General features: G+C 64.6%; 20 protein-coding genes. All 20 read right to left on the bottom strand.

All coding sequences use genetic code 11. The features are described 5' to 3' along the window. Window positions 1-74: 74 nt before the first annotated feature. The gene (fliQ, locus tag BRAGE_RS0100920; protein WP_027560909.1) at window positions 75-341 is read right to left on the bottom strand and encodes a flagellar biosynthesis protein FliQ; all 267 of its coding nucleotides are present in this window, start codon (window positions 339-341) and stop codon (window positions 75-77) included. Continuing rightward, window positions 338-757: a flagellar hook assembly protein FlgD gene (flgD, locus tag BRAGE_RS0100915; protein WP_027560910.1), complete on the bottom strand. Its 420-nt coding sequence runs from the start codon at window positions 755-757 to the stop codon at window positions 338-340. Before flgD ends, fliQ begins: the two co-directional genes overlap by 4 nt. A 14-nt stretch (window positions 758-771) precedes the next feature. Then, complete coding sequence (flbT, locus tag BRAGE_RS0100910) at window positions 772-1,176, bottom strand: flagellar biosynthesis repressor FlbT (RefSeq protein ID WP_027560911.1); 405 nt, start codon at window positions 1,174-1,176, stop codon at window positions 772-774. Beyond that, a complete protein-coding gene (gene flaF, locus BRAGE_RS0100905; RefSeq protein WP_027560912.1) occupies window positions 1,176-1,520 on the bottom strand; it encodes a flagellar biosynthesis regulator FlaF in 345 nt (114 codons plus the stop codon). Before flaF ends, flbT begins: the two co-directional genes overlap by 1 nt. 54 nt (window positions 1,521-1,574) lie before the next feature. After that, window positions 1,575-2,621 carry a flagellar hook-associated family protein gene (locus BRAGE_RS0100900; protein WP_027560913.1) on the bottom strand — a complete coding sequence of 349 codons (1,047 nt, stop codon included), beginning with the start codon at window positions 2,619-2,621 and terminating at the stop codon, window positions 1,575-1,577. 3 nt (window positions 2,622-2,624) lie between these two features. After that, window positions 2,625-4,100, bottom strand: a complete 1,476-nt coding sequence (gene flgK, locus BRAGE_RS0100895) for a flagellar hook-associated protein FlgK (protein ID WP_027560914.1) — start codon at window positions 4,098-4,100, stop codon at window positions 2,625-2,627. A gap of 34 nt (window positions 4,101-4,134) precedes the next feature. After that, a complete protein-coding gene (locus BRAGE_RS0100890) occupies window positions 4,135-5,367 on the bottom strand; it encodes a flagellar hook protein FlgE (RefSeq protein ID WP_027560915.1) in 1,233 nt (410 codons plus the stop codon). Between the two features lie 97 nt (window positions 5,368-5,464). Beyond that, window positions 5,465-6,046 (bottom strand): transglycosylase SLT domain-containing protein, encoded by a 582-nt coding sequence (locus BRAGE_RS0100885; RefSeq protein WP_027560916.1) that lies wholly within the window; start codon window positions 6,044-6,046, stop codon window positions 5,465-5,467. Then, window positions 5,997-7,328, bottom strand: coding sequence for a flagellar hook-length control protein FliK (locus tag BRAGE_RS0100880; protein ID WP_027560917.1), 1,332 nt, complete (start codon window positions 7,326-7,328; stop codon window positions 5,997-5,999). The genes BRAGE_RS0100885 and BRAGE_RS0100880 overlap by 50 nt, the downstream gene beginning before the upstream one ends. Continuing rightward, window positions 7,325-8,548 (bottom strand): chemotaxis protein, encoded by a 1,224-nt coding sequence (locus BRAGE_RS0100875; protein WP_027560918.1) that lies wholly within the window; start codon window positions 8,546-8,548, stop codon window positions 7,325-7,327. The genes BRAGE_RS0100880 and BRAGE_RS0100875 overlap by 4 nt, the downstream gene beginning before the upstream one ends. After that, window positions 8,545-9,882 carry a MotB family protein gene (locus tag BRAGE_RS0100870; RefSeq protein ID WP_027560919.1) on the bottom strand — a complete coding sequence of 446 codons (1,338 nt, stop codon included), beginning with the start codon at window positions 9,880-9,882 and terminating at the stop codon, window positions 8,545-8,547. Before BRAGE_RS0100870 ends, BRAGE_RS0100875 begins: the two co-directional genes overlap by 4 nt. 5 nt (window positions 9,883-9,887) lie before the next feature. Next, window positions 9,888-10,592: a hypothetical protein gene (locus BRAGE_RS0100865; protein ID WP_027560920.1), complete on the bottom strand. Its 705-nt coding sequence runs from the start codon at window positions 10,590-10,592 to the stop codon at window positions 9,888-9,890. Beyond that, window positions 10,589-12,217 (bottom strand): flagellar basal-body MS-ring/collar protein FliF, encoded by a 1,629-nt coding sequence (gene fliF, locus BRAGE_RS0100860; protein WP_027560921.1) that lies wholly within the window; start codon window positions 12,215-12,217, stop codon window positions 10,589-10,591. The genes BRAGE_RS0100865 and fliF overlap by 4 nt, the downstream gene beginning before the upstream one ends. Window positions 12,218-12,521: 304 nt before the next feature. Continuing rightward, window positions 12,522-13,433: a flagellin gene (locus tag BRAGE_RS0100855; protein ID WP_028146174.1), complete on the bottom strand. Its 912-nt coding sequence runs from the start codon at window positions 13,431-13,433 to the stop codon at window positions 12,522-12,524. A gap of 269 nt (window positions 13,434-13,702) precedes the next feature. Beyond that, complete coding sequence (locus tag BRAGE_RS0100850) at window positions 13,703-14,614, bottom strand: flagellin (protein ID WP_028146173.1); 912 nt, start codon at window positions 14,612-14,614, stop codon at window positions 13,703-13,705. A 267-nt stretch (window positions 14,615-14,881) separates the two neighbouring features. After that, window positions 14,882-15,790: a flagellin gene (locus tag BRAGE_RS0100845; protein WP_027565119.1), complete on the bottom strand. Its 909-nt coding sequence runs from the start codon at window positions 15,788-15,790 to the stop codon at window positions 14,882-14,884. 264 nt (window positions 15,791-16,054) lie between these two features. Continuing rightward, window positions 16,055-16,795 carry a flagellar type III secretion system pore protein FliP gene (gene fliP, locus BRAGE_RS0100840; protein WP_027565120.1) on the bottom strand — a complete coding sequence of 247 codons (741 nt, stop codon included), beginning with the start codon at window positions 16,793-16,795 and terminating at the stop codon, window positions 16,055-16,057. Beyond that, window positions 16,792-17,235: a flagellar basal body-associated FliL family protein gene (locus tag BRAGE_RS0100835; protein WP_027565121.1), complete on the bottom strand. Its 444-nt coding sequence runs from the start codon at window positions 17,233-17,235 to the stop codon at window positions 16,792-16,794. Before BRAGE_RS0100835 ends, fliP begins: the two co-directional genes overlap by 4 nt. Window positions 17,236-17,277: 42 nt before the next feature. After that, on the bottom strand, window positions 17,278-17,985 hold the full coding sequence (gene flgH, locus BRAGE_RS0100830; protein WP_027565122.1) for a flagellar basal body L-ring protein FlgH: 708 nt from the start codon (window positions 17,983-17,985) through the stop codon (window positions 17,278-17,280). After that, window positions 17,986-18,771: a MotE family protein gene (locus tag BRAGE_RS0100825; RefSeq protein WP_027565123.1), complete on the bottom strand. Its 786-nt coding sequence runs from the start codon at window positions 18,769-18,771 to the stop codon at window positions 17,986-17,988. It lies immediately after the preceding gene. Between the last annotated feature and the right edge of the window lie 16 nt (window positions 18,772-18,787).

The following is an 18,787-nucleotide window of genomic DNA, read 5'->3' as shown; positions in this document are numbered from 1 at the left end:
TCACCGGCAGAGGGTCCGCCCGGTAATTTGCCGCGCAAAGCTTACGCGAGGGTGGTGGCCGCCGGCCGCGCGGCTCAGAAGCCGCGTTCGATATGCGAATAGACCATCTCGGTGAAGGTGGAGAGATGGGCGCCGATGAAGGAACCGGAGACGGCGACGACCACGAGAAGGACGATGATCTTCGGAACGAAGGTCAGCGTTGCCTCCTGGATCTGGGTCAGGGCCTGCAGCAACCCGATGACGGTGCCGACCAGCATAGCGGCCCCGACTGCGGGGCCGGAGGCGACGATGATGGTCCAGATCGCCGCCTGGACGATGTCGAGGGCGTCGCGCTCGTTCATGACTGGCTGATCGTGAGCCCGGGCCCGACGGCGACTTTGGTGCCGTCCTCGAGGGTCGCGATGGAACCGTCGGTGTTGATGGAGATCGATGCGACCTTGCCGCTGAAGGTCGCACCGGTCGAGTCGGTGAAGCTGACCTTCTTTCCGATCAACGCGTCCGCCTGCGACAGCGACTGCGAAGACAACAGCGAGTCCAGCTTGTTATTGGTCTGCATGGCCTGCTCGACCGTCGAGAGCTGGGCGAACTGGCTCATATATTGCGACGTGTCCATCGGATTGGTCGGGTCCTGGTTCTTCATCTCGGCGACGAGAAGCTGAAGAAACGTGTTGTAGTCGACGCCGGTGCTCGACGTGTTCGAGGTCGAGCTGGTCGAATTGGACTTGCTGGTGCTGTCGGTCGCGCTGGTGACGTTCATTTGCCTCTCCGCTGTCAGGCAGCCTCGAATGGGGCGGCGGCGCCGGCCAGGATGGCTTGCTCCACCGGGAACAGCGCCCGAATTCGCTTGAGCGCCTCGAAATAACGGGTCGTCTCGACCAGCTCGTCGACCGCGGCAAGCCCCTCCAGCATCTCGCGGCTTTCGCACACCGCGACCAGGGCCGCGTGGTGTTGCACATAGAGCGCCGAAGCGTCCCGGACGTCGGTCGGGTTCATCAGCATGAGCTGAACGATGAAATAGAGCTGCCGCATCGCTGTGGTGGCGTCGGAGGCCTGCATGACCTGCCCTTCGAGCAGGAACATCACGTCGTTGACGAGCTCGACCGAGACCTTGCGGTCCACACGCAGAACCGCGCCGTTGATGTAGATCCGTTCGCCCGCCCGCAAGGAGATCTTCATTAAAGTGCGTCTCGGATCATGCGGTTGATTTCGATGAGCTGCATCACGTCGTTCGACTTTTCTTCGCGAAGGCGGTCGGCCTCCTTGACGACCCACAGGCCGATCGAGATGATGTCGGCCCGCAGCTTCTCGGGAAGCCCGTTTTCCGGATGCGCGAGATCCTCGATGAAGATCGTCCACAGCCGCCGCACGTAAAGCAGGCTCTGGACCTGATCCTCGAAACTGGCGCGTCCCTTCTGGAGGCGCTCGAGTCGGTCGATGCCGAGACTGAGCGCCTGGCGCTCGCGGCCCCTCGCCTCATAGCCGCTATCATCGACGACCGCTTCATAGGCTTCAAACGTCATCAGGACCACACTGCGCAGGAAACGAAGAACAAGACAAAGGTGACGAGCCTAGGCTCAGAGATAGTTGATGAGGCTGATCTTCTGGAGCTGCGACGTCAGTGCAAGCGCCGTCTGGATCTGGGTCTGCAAGGTGTTGACGCGCACCGAGGCTTCGGCCGGATCGACCTTCTCCATACCGACGATCTGATTGTTCAGAATGTCCTGCTGCGTCTTGAGCTTGTCGGTTGCGGAGGTGAGCCGCTGCTGGACCGTGCCGACATCGCCGCCGAGCGTAGCGAGGCCGGTGATGGCGTTCCCGACGAGGCCGATCGCCTTGTCCACGACGACCTGGAACGTCGACTGGTCCAGGTTCGCGTTCCCGAGATCGGCCATCATGGTGTAGGCCTCGGCGAGCATGCGGAAGGAGGGTTGATTGGCGCTGACGGACGTATCGGCGATCTCGGTCGTGGAGATACGGCTTTGCATGACCTGGTCGGTGGCCGACGACCAGTTGGTGTTCCAGGCCGGGCTCGCGAATTCGGCGTCGAAGGTGGTGTTGAGGAAGGTCTGCATCTGGGCCGGCGTGATGTTCTTCACGTTGGGCGAGGATTGCGAGAAGCCGAAGAACGTAGCGAAATCGGTGTCGACCTGGTTCTTGCTGGCCGAGCCGGCGGCGTAAGCCGTGATCGGTTGGTTCTGCGTGTTGATGCCCGAGAACAGGTACGAGCCGTTATAAGAGACGTTCAGCGCGCCGATCAGATCCTGGAGGTTGGAGGACGCAGGCGGCAGGATGATCCGTCCGCCGCCGTCGGTGCTGCGGGCCGCGATCAGATCCTTGAGGAAGGACGTTGCGGTCGTGTTGAGCTGGGTGATCCGGTTCTGCGTCACGTCGAGGCGTCCGGCGACGAGCCCGTTGGTGTCGACGAGCTGATCGGCGAAGCTGAGGTCGGCCCGCAGGGTGAGGTCGCCTCCCGTGGTGGCCCCGAGCTCGAGGCCGACATCGTAAAAGCGGCCGGTGGTCGCCTCGGTCGACGCCTTGCTCAGCAAGGACTGGTTGTTCGTGATCGACGACCTCAACGACGAAGACAGCATCAAGGTCGAGATGTAGTTCGCGCTCATCATGGCTTAATTCCCCACGGCAGCCAGCAGGCTCTGCAGCATTTCGTCGACGGTCGAGATGATCTTCGACGAGGCCGAATAGGTGCGCTCGACCTGGAGCATCAAGGACATCTCGTCGTCCATGTTGACGCCGCTGACGTTCGACAGCGCCGCGGTGCTGCGGTCTAGCAGCGTCTTCTGGTAGCTGACGTTGGAGTCCGCGGTCTTGCGCTGGTTTTCGATCCAGCTGGTCGACGACGACGCGAAGTCGATCAGGCTGCCGCTCGGCTTGCCCTGCGTGGTTGCATCGAACGGCTGCGAAGCATCCATGCCGGCGATGAGCTGCTGCAGCCGGACCGAGTAGCCGCCATTGCCGGCGGTGTTGTATTGGTATGCGACGTTGCCGCTGATCGCGCCGTCGCGCAGCAGATTTGGGTTGCCGCCCTGGGCCGGGTCGACTGACGCCGCGACGCTGATCAGGCCGGCAAGGCCGACCGAGACGGTGGCGCTCGCGGGCATCGCCGGCGCGCCGGGATAGGTGAAGAGACCGGGGACGTCGGGCAGCGCCGCGGCGGTCTGATCGCTCTCCCTGAAGGTATTGATCAGGCCGCGCGCGATTTCGTCGAGCTGGCTCTGATAGGTGACGGTGTCCTGGTCACGCAGCTGAGCGAGGCCCGCGAGCTTGCCCGACTTCAGCGGCATCACCGAATTGGCACCGGTTACCGGCACGCCGTCGATGACCACCGCGTTGCCCATGGTGCCAGGCGTATAGATGTTGGTCGCCGTGAAGCTGACCGTTCGGGCCGTCTTGTCGAACAGCACGACACCGCTGTCGGTGTAGAGCGCCGCGTCGCCGTTGGGTCGGAGCGACATCGTGACTCCGAGCTCCTGCGACAGCTGCGAGACGATGCTGTCGCGCTGGTCGAGATAGTCGGTAATGTCGTCGCCGGAGATCGTGCCCTTCACGATCGCGGTATTCACGGTCCCGAACTGGGAGAGCAGCTGATTGATGTTCTGGACCGACGTATTCATGTCGGCATCCGCGCCCGCACGGACCGACTGCACGGTCTGCGTCGCCTGGTTGAGCGCGGTCGCCATGTCCTTGGCGGATGTCACCGCCGCCTGCGCCAGCGTGGTGTTATCCGGAGCGTTGGCATATTGCTGAAGCGCCTTCTTCAGCGCATTGAGCTGCGCCGTCGGCGACTGGTCGAGCTCCGGATCGTCCACAGTGGCAGATGCGATCTTCTGCAGACCGTCATAGATCGCGGTCTGCTTGGCCGACGACGAAGTCGCGACCAAGACGTTGTCGTAGAGACCCGAGCTCGCGGCGCGCTGGATCGCCGCAACATAGACGCCAGCCCCGGGCAGATTGTCCAGCACGGCGATCTTGCGCGAATAGCCGGCGGCGCTGGCACCAGCGATGTTGCGCGAGATCGTCGAGGACTGGATGCCCGACGCCATGAGCGAAGCGCGGGCGGAGTCGAGAGCGGCGGTAAGGGACATGATTTGCTCTTGCCTGGAATGCGCGCTGAAGAATTCAGCGCTTCAGGTTGACGACGACGTCGAGCAGGTCAGCGCCGGTCTGGAACGATTTCGAGTTCGCGGTGAAGCCGCGCTGCGCCTCGATCATCCCGGTCAGCTCGTCCGCAAGGTCGACGTTCGAGTCTTCCAGGGCGCCGGACTGGATCGTGCCGAGGCCGCCGGTGCCGGCATTCCCGGCCTGCGCGTTGCCGGAGTTCATGTTGGTCGAATAGACGTTGCCCGGCTCCGGTGTCAGATTGTCGGGGCTCGCGACGTCGGCAAGCATGATGGTGAAGAGCGTCAGCGTCTGTCCGTTCTTGAGGACCGCCGTCACGTGGCCTGTATCGTCGACATCGACCTTGTCGATGGCCGAGGGAACGCTGCCATTGACGGTCGCCTTGAAGCTGAAGTCGGTTCCGACCTGCGTCATGTTCGACAGGTCCATGGTCATCGCCGCACCGCCGGGGACGGTGAAGGCGAGGGTCGTCGGGCTCGCCGCGGCCAGCGTGCCTTTGCCGGTTGCGGTCGTATCGAAGGTGAAAGTGGTGGCGGCGCCGACCGACGCACCCGTCGCGGAGTCGTAAGCCTGAATCTGCCAGGTGTCCGAACCGGCGGCCGTTGCGGTGTGGGACATGTAGACGTCAAGCGTAACGGCCTGGCCGATATTGTTGTAGGCCACGATCGAGCTCTTCGACGAGTATGAGGCCGGGCCGGGCGGGCCAGCGATCACGGCCGCTTTCGGATCCAGATTGCCAGTCGTGAGCGTCCCCGCCGTCGACGGCACGGGCACCTGCGAAACCTGGGCGATGTTGACGATCTGCATGCCTGACAGGCTGTTCTGTGAGAAATTGGTCACGTTACCGGGCTGGCCCAGAAGGTAGTAGCCAGCCGCATTGACCAGATTGCCCTGGCTGTCCGGCACGAACGAGCCGGCGCGCGTCAGATATTGTTGCGTGTTGTTGGCATTCGACACCACGAAGAAGCCGTTGCCCTGGACGGCGAGGTCCGTGGTCGACGTGGTGAACTGCGTATGTCCGGCATCGCTGATCGCGTAGCGCACCGTGGTCTCGACGGCGCCGGAGTCGTAGTTGCCGGAGCCGCTCTTCAGGATCAGCGAGGAGAACTCGGTCGAGGCCCGCTTGTAGCCGGTCGTGTTGACGTTCGCGATGTTGTCCGAGACCGTCGACAGCTTGTTGGACTGCGCGCCCATTCCGGAAACGCCGGTGCGCATAACACCATACAGGCTCATGGATTTGGCTCCTTCGGTAGGTTGCCGCTACAATGCGGGTTCTTGCTTGCGCGGGGCTGATGATTGGGAACCATGCACAACTTTAGGGTTGTCCTGGTCATGTCGTCTTGGGTTGACAGAACGAGCGCGCCTTGTCGGTCCACGCGCCGAAGCCGCTCGAGACGAGATGCGCGACGATGTGGCAGACATAGCGCTTCTGCGCCGGCTGATTGTTGGGGCCGGCGTTGTAGCGGGCGACCGCCATGGTCCAGCTGCCCTCGCGCTGCTTCAGCTCCTTCAGGAAGCGCGCCGCATATTCCACGTTCCTGGCGGGATCGAACATCGCGCGCACGGACGTGAACTTGTCGCCGTGATAGTAGTGGTTGATCTGCATGCAGCCGAGATCGATCAGCTTGATGCCCTTGGCGCGCATCGCTTCGAAATTCGCGATCGCATCGTCCATGTCCTTGGCGAACACGGTCTGCCCTTCCGCTCCGAGCGCGTAAGGATAGAGCGCACCGCGCCGCCCGGTTTCGGTCAGGCCGACCGCATAGAGAATGCCGAGCGGAATGCCGTGCTGCTGGGACGCGCGCGCCATCTCGCGCTCGCAGGGGCGCGCATTGTCGGTCGCCGCTGCCGCGGTGCCGGCGCTACAGATAAACAGGGCCGCGACGAGTCTGCTGGCCCACGTCCTGATCATGACGCGTCTCCTGGTTGGACTGGCGCTCCTGGCGGGCCTGCCTCGCATCGCCATCGGATTGCCCCGACGACGTGCCGGTGCCGTCGAACGTGCCCTGCGACTGGGGCGACGGCTGTTGCTGGCCGGGCAGTTGCGGTTGCGACTGGCCGGAGCCGCTCTGGAATCCGTCTAGCGAGCCATGCTGCACCGGCGCCACGTCGGCAACGTAACCTGCCGACTGCATCAGATCGCGGATCTGGTCGCGCTGCTGGTCCAGCATCTGGCTGGTGTCCTTGCGTTCGGCCGCGAGGTGGACGGACACCTCGGTGCCGACGAGACGAAGGCGCACGGTGACGTTGCCGAGCTGCGGCGGCTCGAGATTGATGGTCAAAATCTTGAGCGGCTCTGGCGCGTTGGCCTGCGACGTTGCGAGATCGGGAGCCGCGGACGCCGCCGGCGCTGCGGTCTCCTTCAACTCCGTGACGACCGCGTTGGCGACCTGTTGCGGCGCGTTGAATTGCGCCGGCGGCAGATGGGTCTCCTGCTGGACCACGGTGACCTTGGTCGTTTCGGGCAAGGTGTCCCGCGCCGAGGCCTTGACTGCGCGTTCGACATTGGCCGTGACGGCTTCGAAGCCTGACGTCGCAGGCATTGCCTTCGCGGCGTCGCCGCCTTGCTGCGGCGTGGCCTGCTGAGCTGCCACTGCTTGCGAACCCGGACCTTGCGCGCGCGGACTGGCTGGACCTGCAGCGGTCGCCGCGGAATCGAGCGCAGCCGCCTTGGAAGCTGCCGGAACCTCACGCTTCGTCGAGGAGGATCGCTCATCTCGCGCGGGCGCGTCCTTCCTGTCGCCCGCCGGCAATTGCATCTGCGGATTCGCGGCGGCGAGCTCCTGGCCAACGATCACCGGAGTGATCGATCGGCTCTGGGCATCCGCTTTCGAGGCAAGATCAACCGGATTTTGCTTCTCCGATGATATGCCGGTCTTCTCGTCGGAAGACTTCCCCGCTGACTTGGACTCGTCGGCCGCCTCGGTGCGTTCGTGCCCGTCCTTGGTCTCGTCCTTCCCGGCCGAGTGCGCCAGGCGCGTGCGCAGCGTGGCGGTCTTCACGCCGGTGTCGCTGCCCTCGTCGTTCAGCGCCCGCTTGGCGAGGTTCGAGACGGTGTGGAGCAGATCGTTGAATGACGAATCCGCCTGCGATTTCGTACCAGTGCCCTTCGCCGAGCGCGACGTCCCACGCATGTTGAGGCTCTCGGCGAGGCCGGAGAAGACCTGTCCTGATGTTCCGCTGAGCTTCGTCATGGACGACGATCCCTGGTGAGAAGTTCGAGTTCGCTGAGTTGCTTCTGCGCGCGTGCGAGGGCCGCGGTCGACGACGCGAGATCGAGACGCGCCGGCGTTACCGGCGGCTTGTCGGCGGCAGCAGAGGGCCCGCCCGCGAACGGCTTGCGGACGTCGAGCGCGAGCTGCATCGTCGCATTCAGAAGCGGAACGTCGCGCTCGGGCAGCTTCGAGCGGTCAAGCGCCTTCAGCTCGGCAAGACCGCCGTCATATTCGTCGGTGAGCGCACGCGAGGCGCCGCGGAATAGATGCGCTCGCTCGCGCTCCGCCGAAGCATCGGCGCTAAGCGTCAGCGCGCGCTCGCCGGCAAGCCGGGTCACTTCCATCCGCCCGCGCACCATCGCGGCGCGTGCGATCATGAGATAGAGCTTGAGGCGGCTCGCGCGGTCGATCTGCTCCAGCAGGCTGCCGATCCGCGAGAAGCGGCGCTCGTCGAGCGCGAGGCTCGATTGCGTCAGACCCGAGGAGAAGCGCTGCCAGAAGTCGCCGGCATAGATCGAGTTGCGATAATGGCGGATATAGGCCAGCGTCAGGAACTCGAACTTGTCGAAATCCTCGGCCTGTCCGACCAGCAGGATCTCGCGGCGCAGTGCGGCTTCCTCCACCAGCGTGCCGGGCAGAAGCAGCCGCGCGTCATCCAGGCGCTCGATCGCGAGCGATGCTTCAGAGCGCGCGAACAGCGCACCCTGAACCAGCGCGACCTGTCCGCCCAGGCCCGACGGAAGCGTCCGCGGCTTGACCTCTTTGAGCAGCTCGCGCGCTTCGTCCTGGCGGCCCTCGACATAGGCGAGCGCGCCGTCGAACAGCCGCCCCTCGACATTGATCTTGTCGCGCGGCAGCTTGCGGACCAGTTGAGGCGCGCCGCCGCTGAGCATGTAGATAACAACGGCCTGGCCGTTCTGCGGATTGCTCCACACGTTCGGATCGGCGGCGAGAAACTTCTCGCCGATCTGCCGGATCAGCGCGATGTGGCTGCCATGCGCCGCGGTGTCGCCATTGGCGATGCCGTCCTGCACCGCCTGCAATCCGCGCACCAGCTCATAAGGTTCGCTCGACGTCGATGCCGGCGCAGGAGCCGGCGCCGGCGCCGGTGTTGGCGCCGGTGCGGTCTCGGCCAAGACGCGTGAAGCCGTCAGCGGCACCACCATCAGCAGCACAGCGCAGAGGAGCTGCCTGATCAAGGGCGCTTCTCCCGGATCAGGATCTCAATCCGGCGGTTCTGCGCGGCGGCCGGGTCGTTCGGAAGCTTCGGCCGCCGATCGGCATAGCCTTCGACGTGCTCGATCCGCTGCGCATCGACGCCGGAGCGAACCAGCATGTAATAGGCCATCTGCGCCCGCGCCGTCGACAGCCGCCAGTTGTCGTAGTTCTCCGACTTGTACGGCCGATTATCGGTGTGGCCGCGCACGATGATCACGCCCTGGCGTTTCGTCAGCAGCGGTCCGATCTTGTCGATCACGCGGATCAGCTCGGGCCGCGGCTCGGCCGAGCCGACCGCGAACATGCCGAAGCTGGCATCGTCGGTCAGGCTGATCAGCAGGCCTTCCTCGACCTGACGCACCTCGGCGACCGGTCCGGCGCCGGCCTTGATATCCGACAGCGCATCCGCGATCGCGGATTGAAGCTGCTTGACGGTCGGCTGCTGGGTCTGCGCTGCATCGCGCGGTTCGGAAGTCTTCGCTTGATCGTTGGGGCGCGGCTGCGCGGCGGCATTGGCTTGAGCGCCAGCCTGCGCACTTGGCTGCGCATTCGCCTGGGCACCGCCGTCGCGCTGAGCCTGCGACGGCGCGGGCCCTGGCGGCAGCAGCGGCGACAGGCTTGCCGACGAAGCATCAGCATTGGGAGCGATGCTTCCGCCAGCATCGTCCGTCTTGGCACGACGCGCCTGCGGCTCTCCCTGGCTCGTTCCGGACGCGATGTCGCGCGCGGACGCATTCGGCTTTGGCTCGCTGTCGACGAAGCGATCCGCATCCTTCGACATTTGCGGCGCCATCTTCCAATAGCCGGGATCGAACGGATCGCGATAGGCGTCGCCGCCCTTGAGGCCTTCCTCTTCGGCCGAGGTCAGCGCACCTGCACGTCGCTGGCCCGAAGCCTGGTTCGAGCTGTTCGCGATCTCGGCAAGCGTCGCATAGGGATCGCGGAACAGGACCTTCTCTTCGAAGGAAGCCGGCTTCTCGGCCGTCGGCGAGTCGCCGCGGCGCTCTTCGTTCGGTCCGGCTGGCTGACGCTTGCCATCCTGGCCCTCGAACTGCGTCGGCTCCTTCTTGGTGAGATCCTTGAGACCCTTTGGGGCAGGCGCGTTCTCCGCGAGCTTAATCGGATTGAAATAGCTCGCGACCACCTGCTTCTGGTCCTGGTTGAGGGCGTTGAGCAGCCACATGACCAGAAAGAACGCCATCATCGCGGTCATGAAATCCGCATAGGCGATCTTCCACACGCCACCGTGATGCGCCTCCTCTGCGAAGGCGCTGCGCCGGCGGACGATCACGATCTCATGCTTGACCTCTTCCATGGCGACTACCGGCGTGCGTCTTTCAGGCGCTCGCTCCACGCCGAGATCTGCGTCTCGATCACGGTCTGGTCGGCGACGACGCGGACCTCCAGGGTCTCGGCGGCCTCATACTCGATGCTTGCTCGCCTGGAGGCGTCGAGCTGCGTCCTCACGAGGTCAAGCAGCTCGCTCGGACCCGTCACCTTGAACACCGGCACCGGCGAGTTGCCGGTCAGGGCCGCGACCTGCTCGACCAGCGACCCGATCGCCTTGTCGCGGACCGCATCGGCGAGGAACGGCAGCAATATGCGCGCGACGGAGCTCGCAATGTTGGTCTCGATCTCGCGGCATGCCGCCTCGAAACCGCCGACGATCGCGGCCGCCTGTTGGTCGGACCATTTGGCGCGCTCTTCGCCGAGCCGGATCGCGCTGCGCACCCGCTCCTCGGCGACCTTGGCATCGCCTTCCGCAACGCCGGCGGCATGGCCGCGACGATAGGCATCTTCGAGAAGATTGACCGGCGGAGCTTCCGGCTCGGGCGCCGGAGGCGGCGACTGAAGCTGCGGCTGCGATTGAGGTTGGCGCTGCGGCTGGGCCTGCGGCTGCGGCTCGCGCCGCGCCTCCTTCTGCCTCGTCAGCACGTCCTGGATCTTGGGCGGCGGAGGCGGCGGCGACTTGGCCCGGCCGTTCGCGTCGAACTGCGTCAGGAGTTTTCCGATTGCCGCGTTCATGCCGCCTCCTCGCGTCGCATCCAGTCTTTAAGGATTGCTGCCGCCTGCATCTGATCGAGCCGGACGATCTGCTCCAGCCGCTTCTGCGGCGTCCGCTGCATCTTGCCTTCGAGGTCCTCGACGAGGTTGAGCTCGGGGTCCTGGCTCTCGGCCAAGGCGAGGGCCGCGGCGGTTTCGAGCTCAGCGGCCTCGGCGGCCTCGGTCTGCTCCTGCTGCGCGCGGTGAGTCAGGATGCCGTTGACCGCGGGACGAAGCCCGAACCAGACCAGCATCGAGGCGACAGCCAGGATCGTCACCGCATTGATGACGCTGCCGAGCTGCTTGTTGATCATCTCGACGAAGCTGATCGGCGGCACAGGTGCCAGCTCGCGCGAGCCTTCGATGAAGTCGACGGCCGTCACCTGGATCTGGTCACCGCGCGTCTTGTCCAGTCCGCCGGCGGTCGCCGCGAGCTGGCTGATCTCGGCGAGCTTGCTGTCGATGATGGCCTGGTTGCTCTTGTCGCCGAGATCGGCGACGAGCCGCGCGCGGTTGACCAGCACGGCGATGAAGAGCTTCTTGACCGAATAGCCGTCGCTTACCGTCGTCGTGGTCTTCGACGACACCTCGAAATTGGTGACGTCCTCGCGGCGGGACTTGTCTTCGCTGGAATTCTTGGTGCCGCCGGAATTGACCTGCTGGTCGGGAAGATTCTGCTGCACCGTGGTCGGCTGCGAACGGTCCGCGTTCTGCGACGATTCCTTCTCGCGGACGTTCCGCACCGAACGCTCGGCGCGGCTCTCCGGATCGTAGACCGTCTCGTTGATCTGCCGCTTGTCGGTGGAGAGCTGCGGGGCGACGCTCACCTCGAAATTGTCGAGGCCCAGATACGGCGTCAGCGCCTTGCGGATGTTCTCCTGCACCATGCCGCCGACCGTCTTCTGGAGGCTCGCCATCTTGGTCGGCGCAGCGCTCGCCTCGTCCTCCTCGGCGAGGAGCATCGAGCCGTCGGCGTCGAGCACGGTCACCTTGTCGCGGCTCATGCCGGGAATGGCGGCCGCGACGAGATGGCGGATCGACTGCGCGGTGCGCGCCTCGATTGCACCGTCGGTGCGCAGCACCACGGAGGCCGAAGGCGGCTGCTGCGTCGCGCGGAACGAGCCGCGCACCGGCAGCACGATATGCACCCGCGCCGCCTTGACGCCCTTCATCAACTGGACGGTGCGCGCGATCTCGCCCTCGAGGGCGCGGAGCTTCGTCACTTCCTGCATGAACGAGGTCAGGCCGAGCGAGCCGATCTTGTCGAACAGCTCATAGCCGGAATTGGCGCTGGTCGGCAGGCCCTTTTCGGCGAGCAGCATCCGCGCCTGCATGGTCTGGCTCGGGCGCACCGAGACGGCGTCACCGGCCGTATTGACGTCGAAGGCGATGTTCTGCTCGCGCAGCGCCGCGCCCATGCGCGTCACGTCCTCGCGGGTGAGGCCGGTATAGAGGGTCTCGAATTCCGGCCGGCTCAGATAATACGCGCCGCCGACGACGGTGACGAGAACGGCAAAGCCGATCAGTCCCAAGGCCATCAGGCGTCGCGGCCCAAGCTCCAGCAGATTGTTGAGCAGTTGCTGTATCTGCGCACGACTGAACAGCATATGACCTCGTACCAATGCGAACGTAGAGGACACTCCGCTGCCAACCTTGTCTGAAGGTTGCGCAAGGACACGAATGTGTCAGTTCGCTGGCGAGGCGTTGTAAATTTGCAAGAATTTTCTCCGATACAGACGGTCCAGCAGCAGCCATCGGGCGCGCGAACGCACGCCAGCGCAGTCGGCTGCGGGTGCTGCATGAAGTCTGGTGTCAGGAGGTCATTGCGGGCACATCATGTGCCGCCAAATCCGCCGTTCATGGCGGTGACCGTGCTCCCATGGGGAGCACGGTCGTCTTGAAAGCCGAAGCTTACTTGAACAGCGACAGGATGCTCTGGCTGTTCTGGTTGGCGATCGAGAGCGCCTGAACACCGAGCTGCTGCTGGGTCTGCAGCGCCTGGAGGCGNGTCGATTCCGCGTTCATGTCGGCGTCGACGAGCTGGCCGATACCGCGATCAACCGAGTCCATCAGGGTCTTGACGAATTCCGTGTTGGTCGCGATGCGGTTCTTGACGGCGCCGAGGTCGGCGGCGGCCGAAGCCACCGAGTTGATCGCAGCGGTGACCTGCGCGATGTAGCCGTCGAGCGTGGCCTGGTCGGTGGTCGCGTCGGTCAGCGAGGTGATGGTGATGTTGGCGATCGACACACCGGCGGTCGTCTGCGTGTCCAAAATGCCGCTCGTGGTCGACGTGTAGAGCGAGTAGTTCGAGATCGTCAGGGTGATGGAGCCGATCGTGGGCGTGCTCTGGACGCGGGAGAACGACGACACCAGGTCGAAGGTCGCCGGCGTCGAGGCGGTCGCGCTCAGCCAGTTCACGCCGTTGAAGGTCGCCGCATCGGCGGTGTTCTTCATCTGCTGCTGGATCTGGGTGATGTCGGCCTGGATCTTGGAGCGGTCGATACCGGCGGTCTTGGCTTCGACCAGCAGCGACTGCAGCTTGGTCAAGCCACCGGTCTTGTCGCCGACGACGGCGGTCAGAGCGGTATATTCGGTGTCGACGGTCGCGGCCGACAGACCGAGCGAGTCGGAGACCGCGGAGAGCGCGGCGTTGTCGGCGCGCATCGAGGTTGCGATCGACCAGTAGGCGGCGTTGTCCGAAGCGGTCGAGACGCGCTGGCCGGTCGAGATCCGGTTTTCGGTGGTCTGCAGGTTGGAGCTGACGTTGCGGAGGGTCTGCAGCGCCGTCATTGCTGCGGAGTTAGTGAGGAGGCTAGAACTCATTTTGACGTCCCCTTGAAACAGATTGAAATTTGTTGGGACATACCGGACTTGCACCGGTACGACAGGGCGGCATCATGCCTTTGGGCTGCGAAAAGCGCGCTCAACCGGTCGTAACGGCGGCGATAGCACGCGAAGTTTGCGCGAGGCTTGTGGCTCCGTAACCGGACCACAATAATGCAAGCGGAATTACGGCCGGCGCGGGACGTCACGCCAAAACGAAAAGAGCCGCGCTTCGCGAGAAGCGCGGCTCCCTTAGATAGCTTTCAGGCTTAGCGGAACAGCGAGAGGATGCTCTGGCTGTTCTGGTTGGCGATCGAGAGCGCCTGAACGCCGAGCTGCTGCTGGGTCTGCAGCGCCTGGAGGCGAGTCGATTCCGCGTTCATGTCGGCGTCGACGAGCTGGCCGATACCGCGATCAACCGAGTCCATCAGGGTCTTGACGAATTCCGTGTTGGTCGAGATGCGGTTCTTGACGGCGCCGAGGTCGGCGGCGGCCGAAGCCACCGAGTTGATCGCAGCGGTGACCTGCGCGATGTAGCCGTCGAGCGTGGCCTGGTCGGTGGCCGCGTCGGTCAGCGAGGTGATGGTCAGGTTGGCGACCGACACACCGGCGGTCGTCTGCGTGTCCAGAATGCCGCTCGTGCCCGACGTGTAGAGCGAGTAGCTGGAGATCGTCAGGGTGATGGAGCCGATCGTGGGCGTGCTCTGGACGCGGGAGAACGACGACACCAGGTCGAAGGTCGCCGGCGTCGAGGCGGTCGCGCTCAGCCAGTTCACGCCGTTGAAGGTCGCCGCATCGGCGGTGTTCTTCATCTGCTGCTGGATCTGGGTGATGTCGGCCTGGATCTTGGAGCGGTCGATACCGGCGGTCTTGGCTTCGACCAGCAGCGACTGCAGCTTGGTCAAGCCACCGGTCTTGTCGCCGACGACGGCGGTCAGAGCGGTATATTCGGTGTCGACGGTCGCGGCCGACAGACCGAGCGAGTCGGAGACCGCGGAGAGCGCGGCGTTGTCGGCGCGCATCGAGGTTGCGATCGACCAGTAGGCGGCGTTGTCCGAAGCGGTCGAGACGCGCTGGCCGGTCGAGATCCGGTTTTCGGTGGTCTGCAGGTTGGAGCTGACGTTGCGGAGGGTCTGCAGCGCCGTCATTGCTGCGGAGTTAGTGAGGAGGCTAGAACCCATTTTGATGTCCCTTTGAGATTGATTGAGTGGGGACATACCGGACTTGCACCGGTACGACAGGGCGGCGTCATGCCTTTGGGCTGCTGAAAGCGGTTAGGCCCAACCTGTCGTACGGCGACCGTAACGTGCGAAGCTTGTGCGAGGCTTGTGGCTCTGTGTCCCGGTTGCAACAGAGCAGCCGAATTGAAGGCATGCGCGTAGCGTCACGCCAAAACGAAAGGGCCGCGCTTTGCGAGAAGCGCGGCCCTCCCCGGATTGTCTTTCGACTTAGCGGAACAGCGACAGGATGCTCTGGCTGCTGTTGTTGGCGATCGAGAGCGCCTGCACGCCGAGCTGCTGCTGGACCTGGAGGGCCGCCAGGCGGGTGGACTCCTGGTTCATGTCGGCGTCGACAAGCTGGCCGATACCGCGATCAACCGAGTCCATCAGGGTCTTGACGAACTCCGTGTTGGTCGAGATACGGTTCTTGACGGCGCCGAGATCGGCGGCGGCCGAAGCTGCCGAGTTGATCGCAGCGGTGACCTGCGCGATGTAGCCGTCGAGCGTGGTCTGGTCGGAGGCCGCGTCGGTCAGCGAGGTGATGGTCATGTTGGCGACCGACACACCGCTGGTCGTCTGCGTGTCCAGAATACCGCTCGTGCTCGCCGTGAAGAGCGAGTAGCTGGAGACCGTCAGGGTAATCGCGCCCGTGGTCGGCGTGCTCTGGACGCGGGAGTAGGACGACACGAGGTCGACCGTCGCCGGCGTCGAGGCAGTCGTGCTCAGCCAGTTCACGCCGTTGAAGGTCGCCGCATCCGCGGTGCTCTTCATCTGCTGCTGGATCTGGGTGATGTCAGCCTGGATCTTGGAGCGGTCGATACCGGCGGTCTTGGCTTCGACCAGCAGCGACTGGAGCTTGACCAAGCCGGAGTCCTTGTCGCCGATAACCGTGTTCAGGGCGGTGTATTCGGTGTCGACGGTCGCGGCCGACAGACCGAGCGAGTCGGAGACCGCGGAGAGCGCGGCGTTGTCGGCGCGCATCGAGGTCGCGATCGACCAGTAGGCGGCGTTGTCCGAAGCAGTCGAGACGCGCTGGCCGGTGGAGATGCGGGTTTGCGTGGAGGAGAGCTGCGAACTCACAGACCGCAGGGTCTGGAGTGCGGTCATGGCGGTCGAGTTCGTAAGCAGGCTTGACATTGCGAATGTCCCTTTTATGTACGCGTTACATTTTCACGAGGGGACATACCGGGCTTTCACCGGTACGGAGGGGCGGCATCATGCCTTTGGACTGATGTGGGTGGGGTCCAACCCGCCGTGCCGCATTGCTAGCACGCCGAATCTTGCGCGCGCCTTAAGATCGGCTTGAATTTCTAAGCAAAATCATATGGTTAACATTACCCACCGCTAACCATGATGCGGTACTTCTCGCTAACCATAACCGGCCGGCCGGAGGTCGCCGCCTTACGAGAACGACCGCACGAGGCCTGAGGCGAGCAGGTTCCAGCCGTCGATCAGCACGAAGAACAGCATCTTGAACGGCAGCGCGAGGATCGTCGGCGGCATCATCATCATGCCCATCGACATCGTCAGCGTCGCCACGATCATGTCGATGACCAGGAACGGCAGCATGATCAGGAATCCGATCTCGAACGAGCGCCTGAGCTCGGAGATCATGAAGGCCGGGATGATGACGCGCAGATCGATGCGCTTGTCGTCGAACTTCTTGCGAAAACTCTCGGCGGCGAGCGCCTCGAAGGTCTGGAGATCCTTGTCGCGGACATGCGCCAGCATGAACTCGCGGAACGGGTCGGTGATCTTCAGATAGGCCTCTTCCTCCGAGATCTCGTTCTTCATGAGCGGCTGGACGCCGGTTTCCCAGGCGCGGTCGAATGTCGGCGCCATCACGTAGAACGTCATGAACAGCGCGAGGCTGATCAGCACCAGATTGGCCGGCGTGGTCTGGAGGCCGAGACCGGAGCGCAGGAACGACAGCGCCACCGCAAACCGCGTGAAGCTCGTCACCATGATCAGCAGTCCCGGCGCCACCGACAGCACCGTGATCAGCGCCATCAGCTGGATGATCCGGCCGCTGGTCGAGCCGTTGCCGGGCGGCAGCAGCGAGTTGAGGTCCGGAATCTGGGCGAACGCCACCTCGGGCAGGACGACCAGAATCAGCGCGAGCAGCAGGACTCTCAATTTCACTGAATCACCAACGTCTCAATGATCAATTCGCGAACCTTGCCCGACGAGCGGATGTTGGCGCGCTCGGTCAGGTCGTCGCGCAAATGCTGGAGCCCGCGAGATCCCTCGAACTGGCCGACCGACGCCGACCGCAGATAGGTCACGATGTCCTCGCTGATATGGGCTGCCAGGATGCCGGCATCCTCGTCGTTCATGCTATCGGTCACCATCGAGGCTTCGATACGCGCCCAGTTGTTGGATGGCGCGCCGAGATTGGTCACGATCGGCGACAGCTTCCTGAGCCGCGCGCTTCCGGCGTAGCTCGTGGCAAGAGGCGGCGGCGCGGCGGCCTTCTTCGCGTCGGCGACGCGTTCCGCGGCCGCAAACAGATGCAGGCCGGCGAGCGCGCCCGCGCCGATCGCGATCAGGGTCAGCACCACAATGGCCGCGATCAGGCGCATCACGTCCCCTGCCCTCGCGATGCGGCCCGGCCGGCGCTATTCTCAGAACGGTGCCACGGCGTCATAGATCCGATGTCCCCATCCGGGTTGCTGCACGTCAGACAGATTTCCGCGGCCGCCGTAGGACACGCGCGCCTCTGCGATCTTCTCGTAGGAGATCGTGTTGGTGCGCGATATGTCGCGCGGACGCACGATACCGCCGACGTTGAGCACGCGCATCTCGGTGTTGACGCGGAATTCCTGCGAGCCGCTGATCATCATATTGCCGTTCGGCAACACGTCGGTGACGACGGCGGCGATCGACAGCTTGATGTCCTCGGTGCGATCGATCTGGCCGTTGCCCTTGATCTGGGTGTTGGTCGAGAGGTTGGCGTTGGCCGTGCCCTTGTCGTTCCACCCGGCGACGTCCATCAGCCAGTCCAGCCCGAACTTGATCTGCGAATCGCGCGAGCGGTCGGTCTTGTTGTCGAGCTTGGCCTTGTCCTGCATCGAGATGATCACCGTCACGACGTCGCCGGTGCGGCGGGCACGGGGATCGCGGTAGAGATCGGTGCCGTCGTCCCAGGTCGAGCGATAGCTGACGGGCGTACGAACGCGGGGCGTCACCGGGATCGGTTCGGCCTGCGTCCTGAGGCCGCTTCCGACTGGCGACAATCGCGGACCGGTCAGGACTTCCGCCGGATCATTGAAGCACCCGGCGAGGAGCACCGACGACAGCAGGAGCGACAGGATGAGGATCGGCTTCTTCATCTATTTGGTCTTTCCGTCATCCACGCGGCGCATTCCACCGAGCACGTCGGCAAGGTGCGCCGCGCGCGCCGTATCCATCTCGTTGAAGATTGCGCTCGAGGTCCTCGGGTTGAGCTTGGCGAGCACGGCGGCGGCGGTCTCGTCCGCCATGCCGGCGATCTGGGTGGCGGCCGCGTCCGGCTTCATGCGCGAGTAGATCTCGACGACCTGCGCTTCGGCCTTTTTCAGGAAGTCGTCGCGCAGCGCCATCCACTTCTCGTATTCGGCGCGCTTGGCCTCGACCTCGGCGATCCGCTCGCGGAGCTGGGCCTCGGCCTTCTCCAGCTCCTTGAGCTGCCAGGCCAGCCGCGCATCGACGGCGGGATCGGCAACGTTGCTACAGAACAGGGCGACCTCGTTATCCGCGGGCACAGCGGCCTGGGCCGGCGCAGGCTTCGGCGGGGCCGTGACGCTGCCGGGCTTGACCGTGCGCACGGGCGCAGATGCAGGTGCGGCTGCGGGCGCCCGGGCCGGCGCAGGCGTCTCGGGCGCGGGCACCGCGCCGGTGGTCGCGGGTCCTTGATCTTCGGCCGCCCACGCCGTCGCGCGGATCGACGCATTGTCGGCCGGTATCGGTGCCGATGCAGACGGCTTCTGCGCTCCCGGCGCCCGGCCGCGCGCGAACGAGAGCAGGTTGAGCGGCTTCGACGGCTTGGCCTCGTCCAGCGCCAGCACAGGCGAGCCGCCCGCAAGCGCGGACGCCGCGACCAGGACGAGGAGTTTGGCTTTGTGATCCAGCTTCAGCATCGGGCCGCGTGCGATT

Origin of the sequence: Bradyrhizobium genosp. SA-4 str. CB756 (genome assembly GCF_000473125.1) — a bacterium.
Classification (GTDB): Bacteria; Pseudomonadota; Alphaproteobacteria; order Rhizobiales; family Xanthobacteraceae; genus Bradyrhizobium; species Bradyrhizobium arachidis.
The sequence above is the reverse complement of the archived record's forward strand: the minus strand, read 5'-3'. Positions and strand labels throughout refer to the sequence as shown.

Bases quoted from the DNA above. Each gene is read 5' to 3' on its own strand.
- BRAGE_RS0100890 (WP_027560915.1), bottom strand. From the start codon at position 5,367: ATGAGCCTGTATGGTGTTATGCGCACCGGCGTTTCCGGAATGGGCGCG.
- BRAGE_RS0100835 (WP_027565121.1), bottom strand. From the start codon at position 17,235: ATGCGCCTGATCGCGGCCATTGTGGTGCTGACCCTGATCGCGATCGGC.
- flgH (WP_027565122.1), bottom strand. From the start codon at position 17,985: ATGAAGAAGCCGATCCTCATCCTGTCGCTCCTGCTGTCGTCGGTGCTC.
- BRAGE_RS0100825 (WP_027565123.1), bottom strand. From the start codon at position 18,771: ATGCTGAAGCTGGATCACAAAGCCAAACTCCTCGTCCTGGTCGCGGCG.
- BRAGE_RS0100880 (WP_027560917.1), bottom strand. From the start codon at position 7,328: ATGACGAAGCTCAGCGGAACATCAGGACAGGTCTTCTCCGGCCTCGCC.
- fliQ (WP_027560909.1), bottom strand. From the start codon at position 341: ATGAACGAGCGCGACGCCCTCGACATCGTCCAGGCGGCGATCTGGACC.
- BRAGE_RS0100850 (WP_028146173.1), bottom strand. From the start codon at position 14,614: ATGGGTTCTAGCCTCCTCACTAACTCCGCAGCAATGACGGCGCTGCAG.
- BRAGE_RS0100885 (WP_027560916.1), bottom strand. From the start codon at position 6,046: ATGATCAGGACGTGGGCCAGCAGACTCGTCGCGGCCCTGTTTATCTGT.
- flbT (WP_027560911.1), bottom strand. From the start codon at position 1,176: ATGAAGATCTCCTTGCGGGCGGGCGAACGGATCTACATCAACGGCGCG.
- BRAGE_RS0100845 (WP_027565119.1), bottom strand. From the start codon at position 15,790: ATGTCAAGCCTGCTTACGAACTCGACCGCCATGACCGCACTCCAGACC.
- BRAGE_RS0100870 (WP_027560919.1), bottom strand. From the start codon at position 9,882: ATGGAAGAGGTCAAGCATGAGATCGTGATCGTCCGCCGGCGCAGCGCC.
- flgK (WP_027560914.1), bottom strand. From the start codon at position 4,100: ATGTCCCTTACCGCCGCTCTCGACTCCGCCCGCGCTTCGCTCATGGCG.
- fliF (WP_027560921.1), bottom strand. From the start codon at position 12,217: ATGCTGTTCAGTCGTGCGCAGATACAGCAACTGCTCAACAATCTGCTG.
- flaF (WP_027560912.1), bottom strand. From the start codon at position 1,520: ATGACGTTTGAAGCCTATGAAGCGGTCGTCGATGATAGCGGCTATGAG.
- BRAGE_RS0100900 (WP_027560913.1), bottom strand. From the start codon at position 2,621: ATGATGAGCGCGAACTACATCTCGACCTTGATGCTGTCTTCGTCGTTG.
- BRAGE_RS0100865 (WP_027560920.1), bottom strand. From the start codon at position 10,592: ATGAACGCGGCAATCGGAAAACTCCTGACGCAGTTCGACGCGAACGGC.
- flgD (WP_027560910.1), bottom strand. From the start codon at position 757: ATGAACGTCACCAGCGCGACCGACAGCACCAGCAAGTCCAATTCGACC.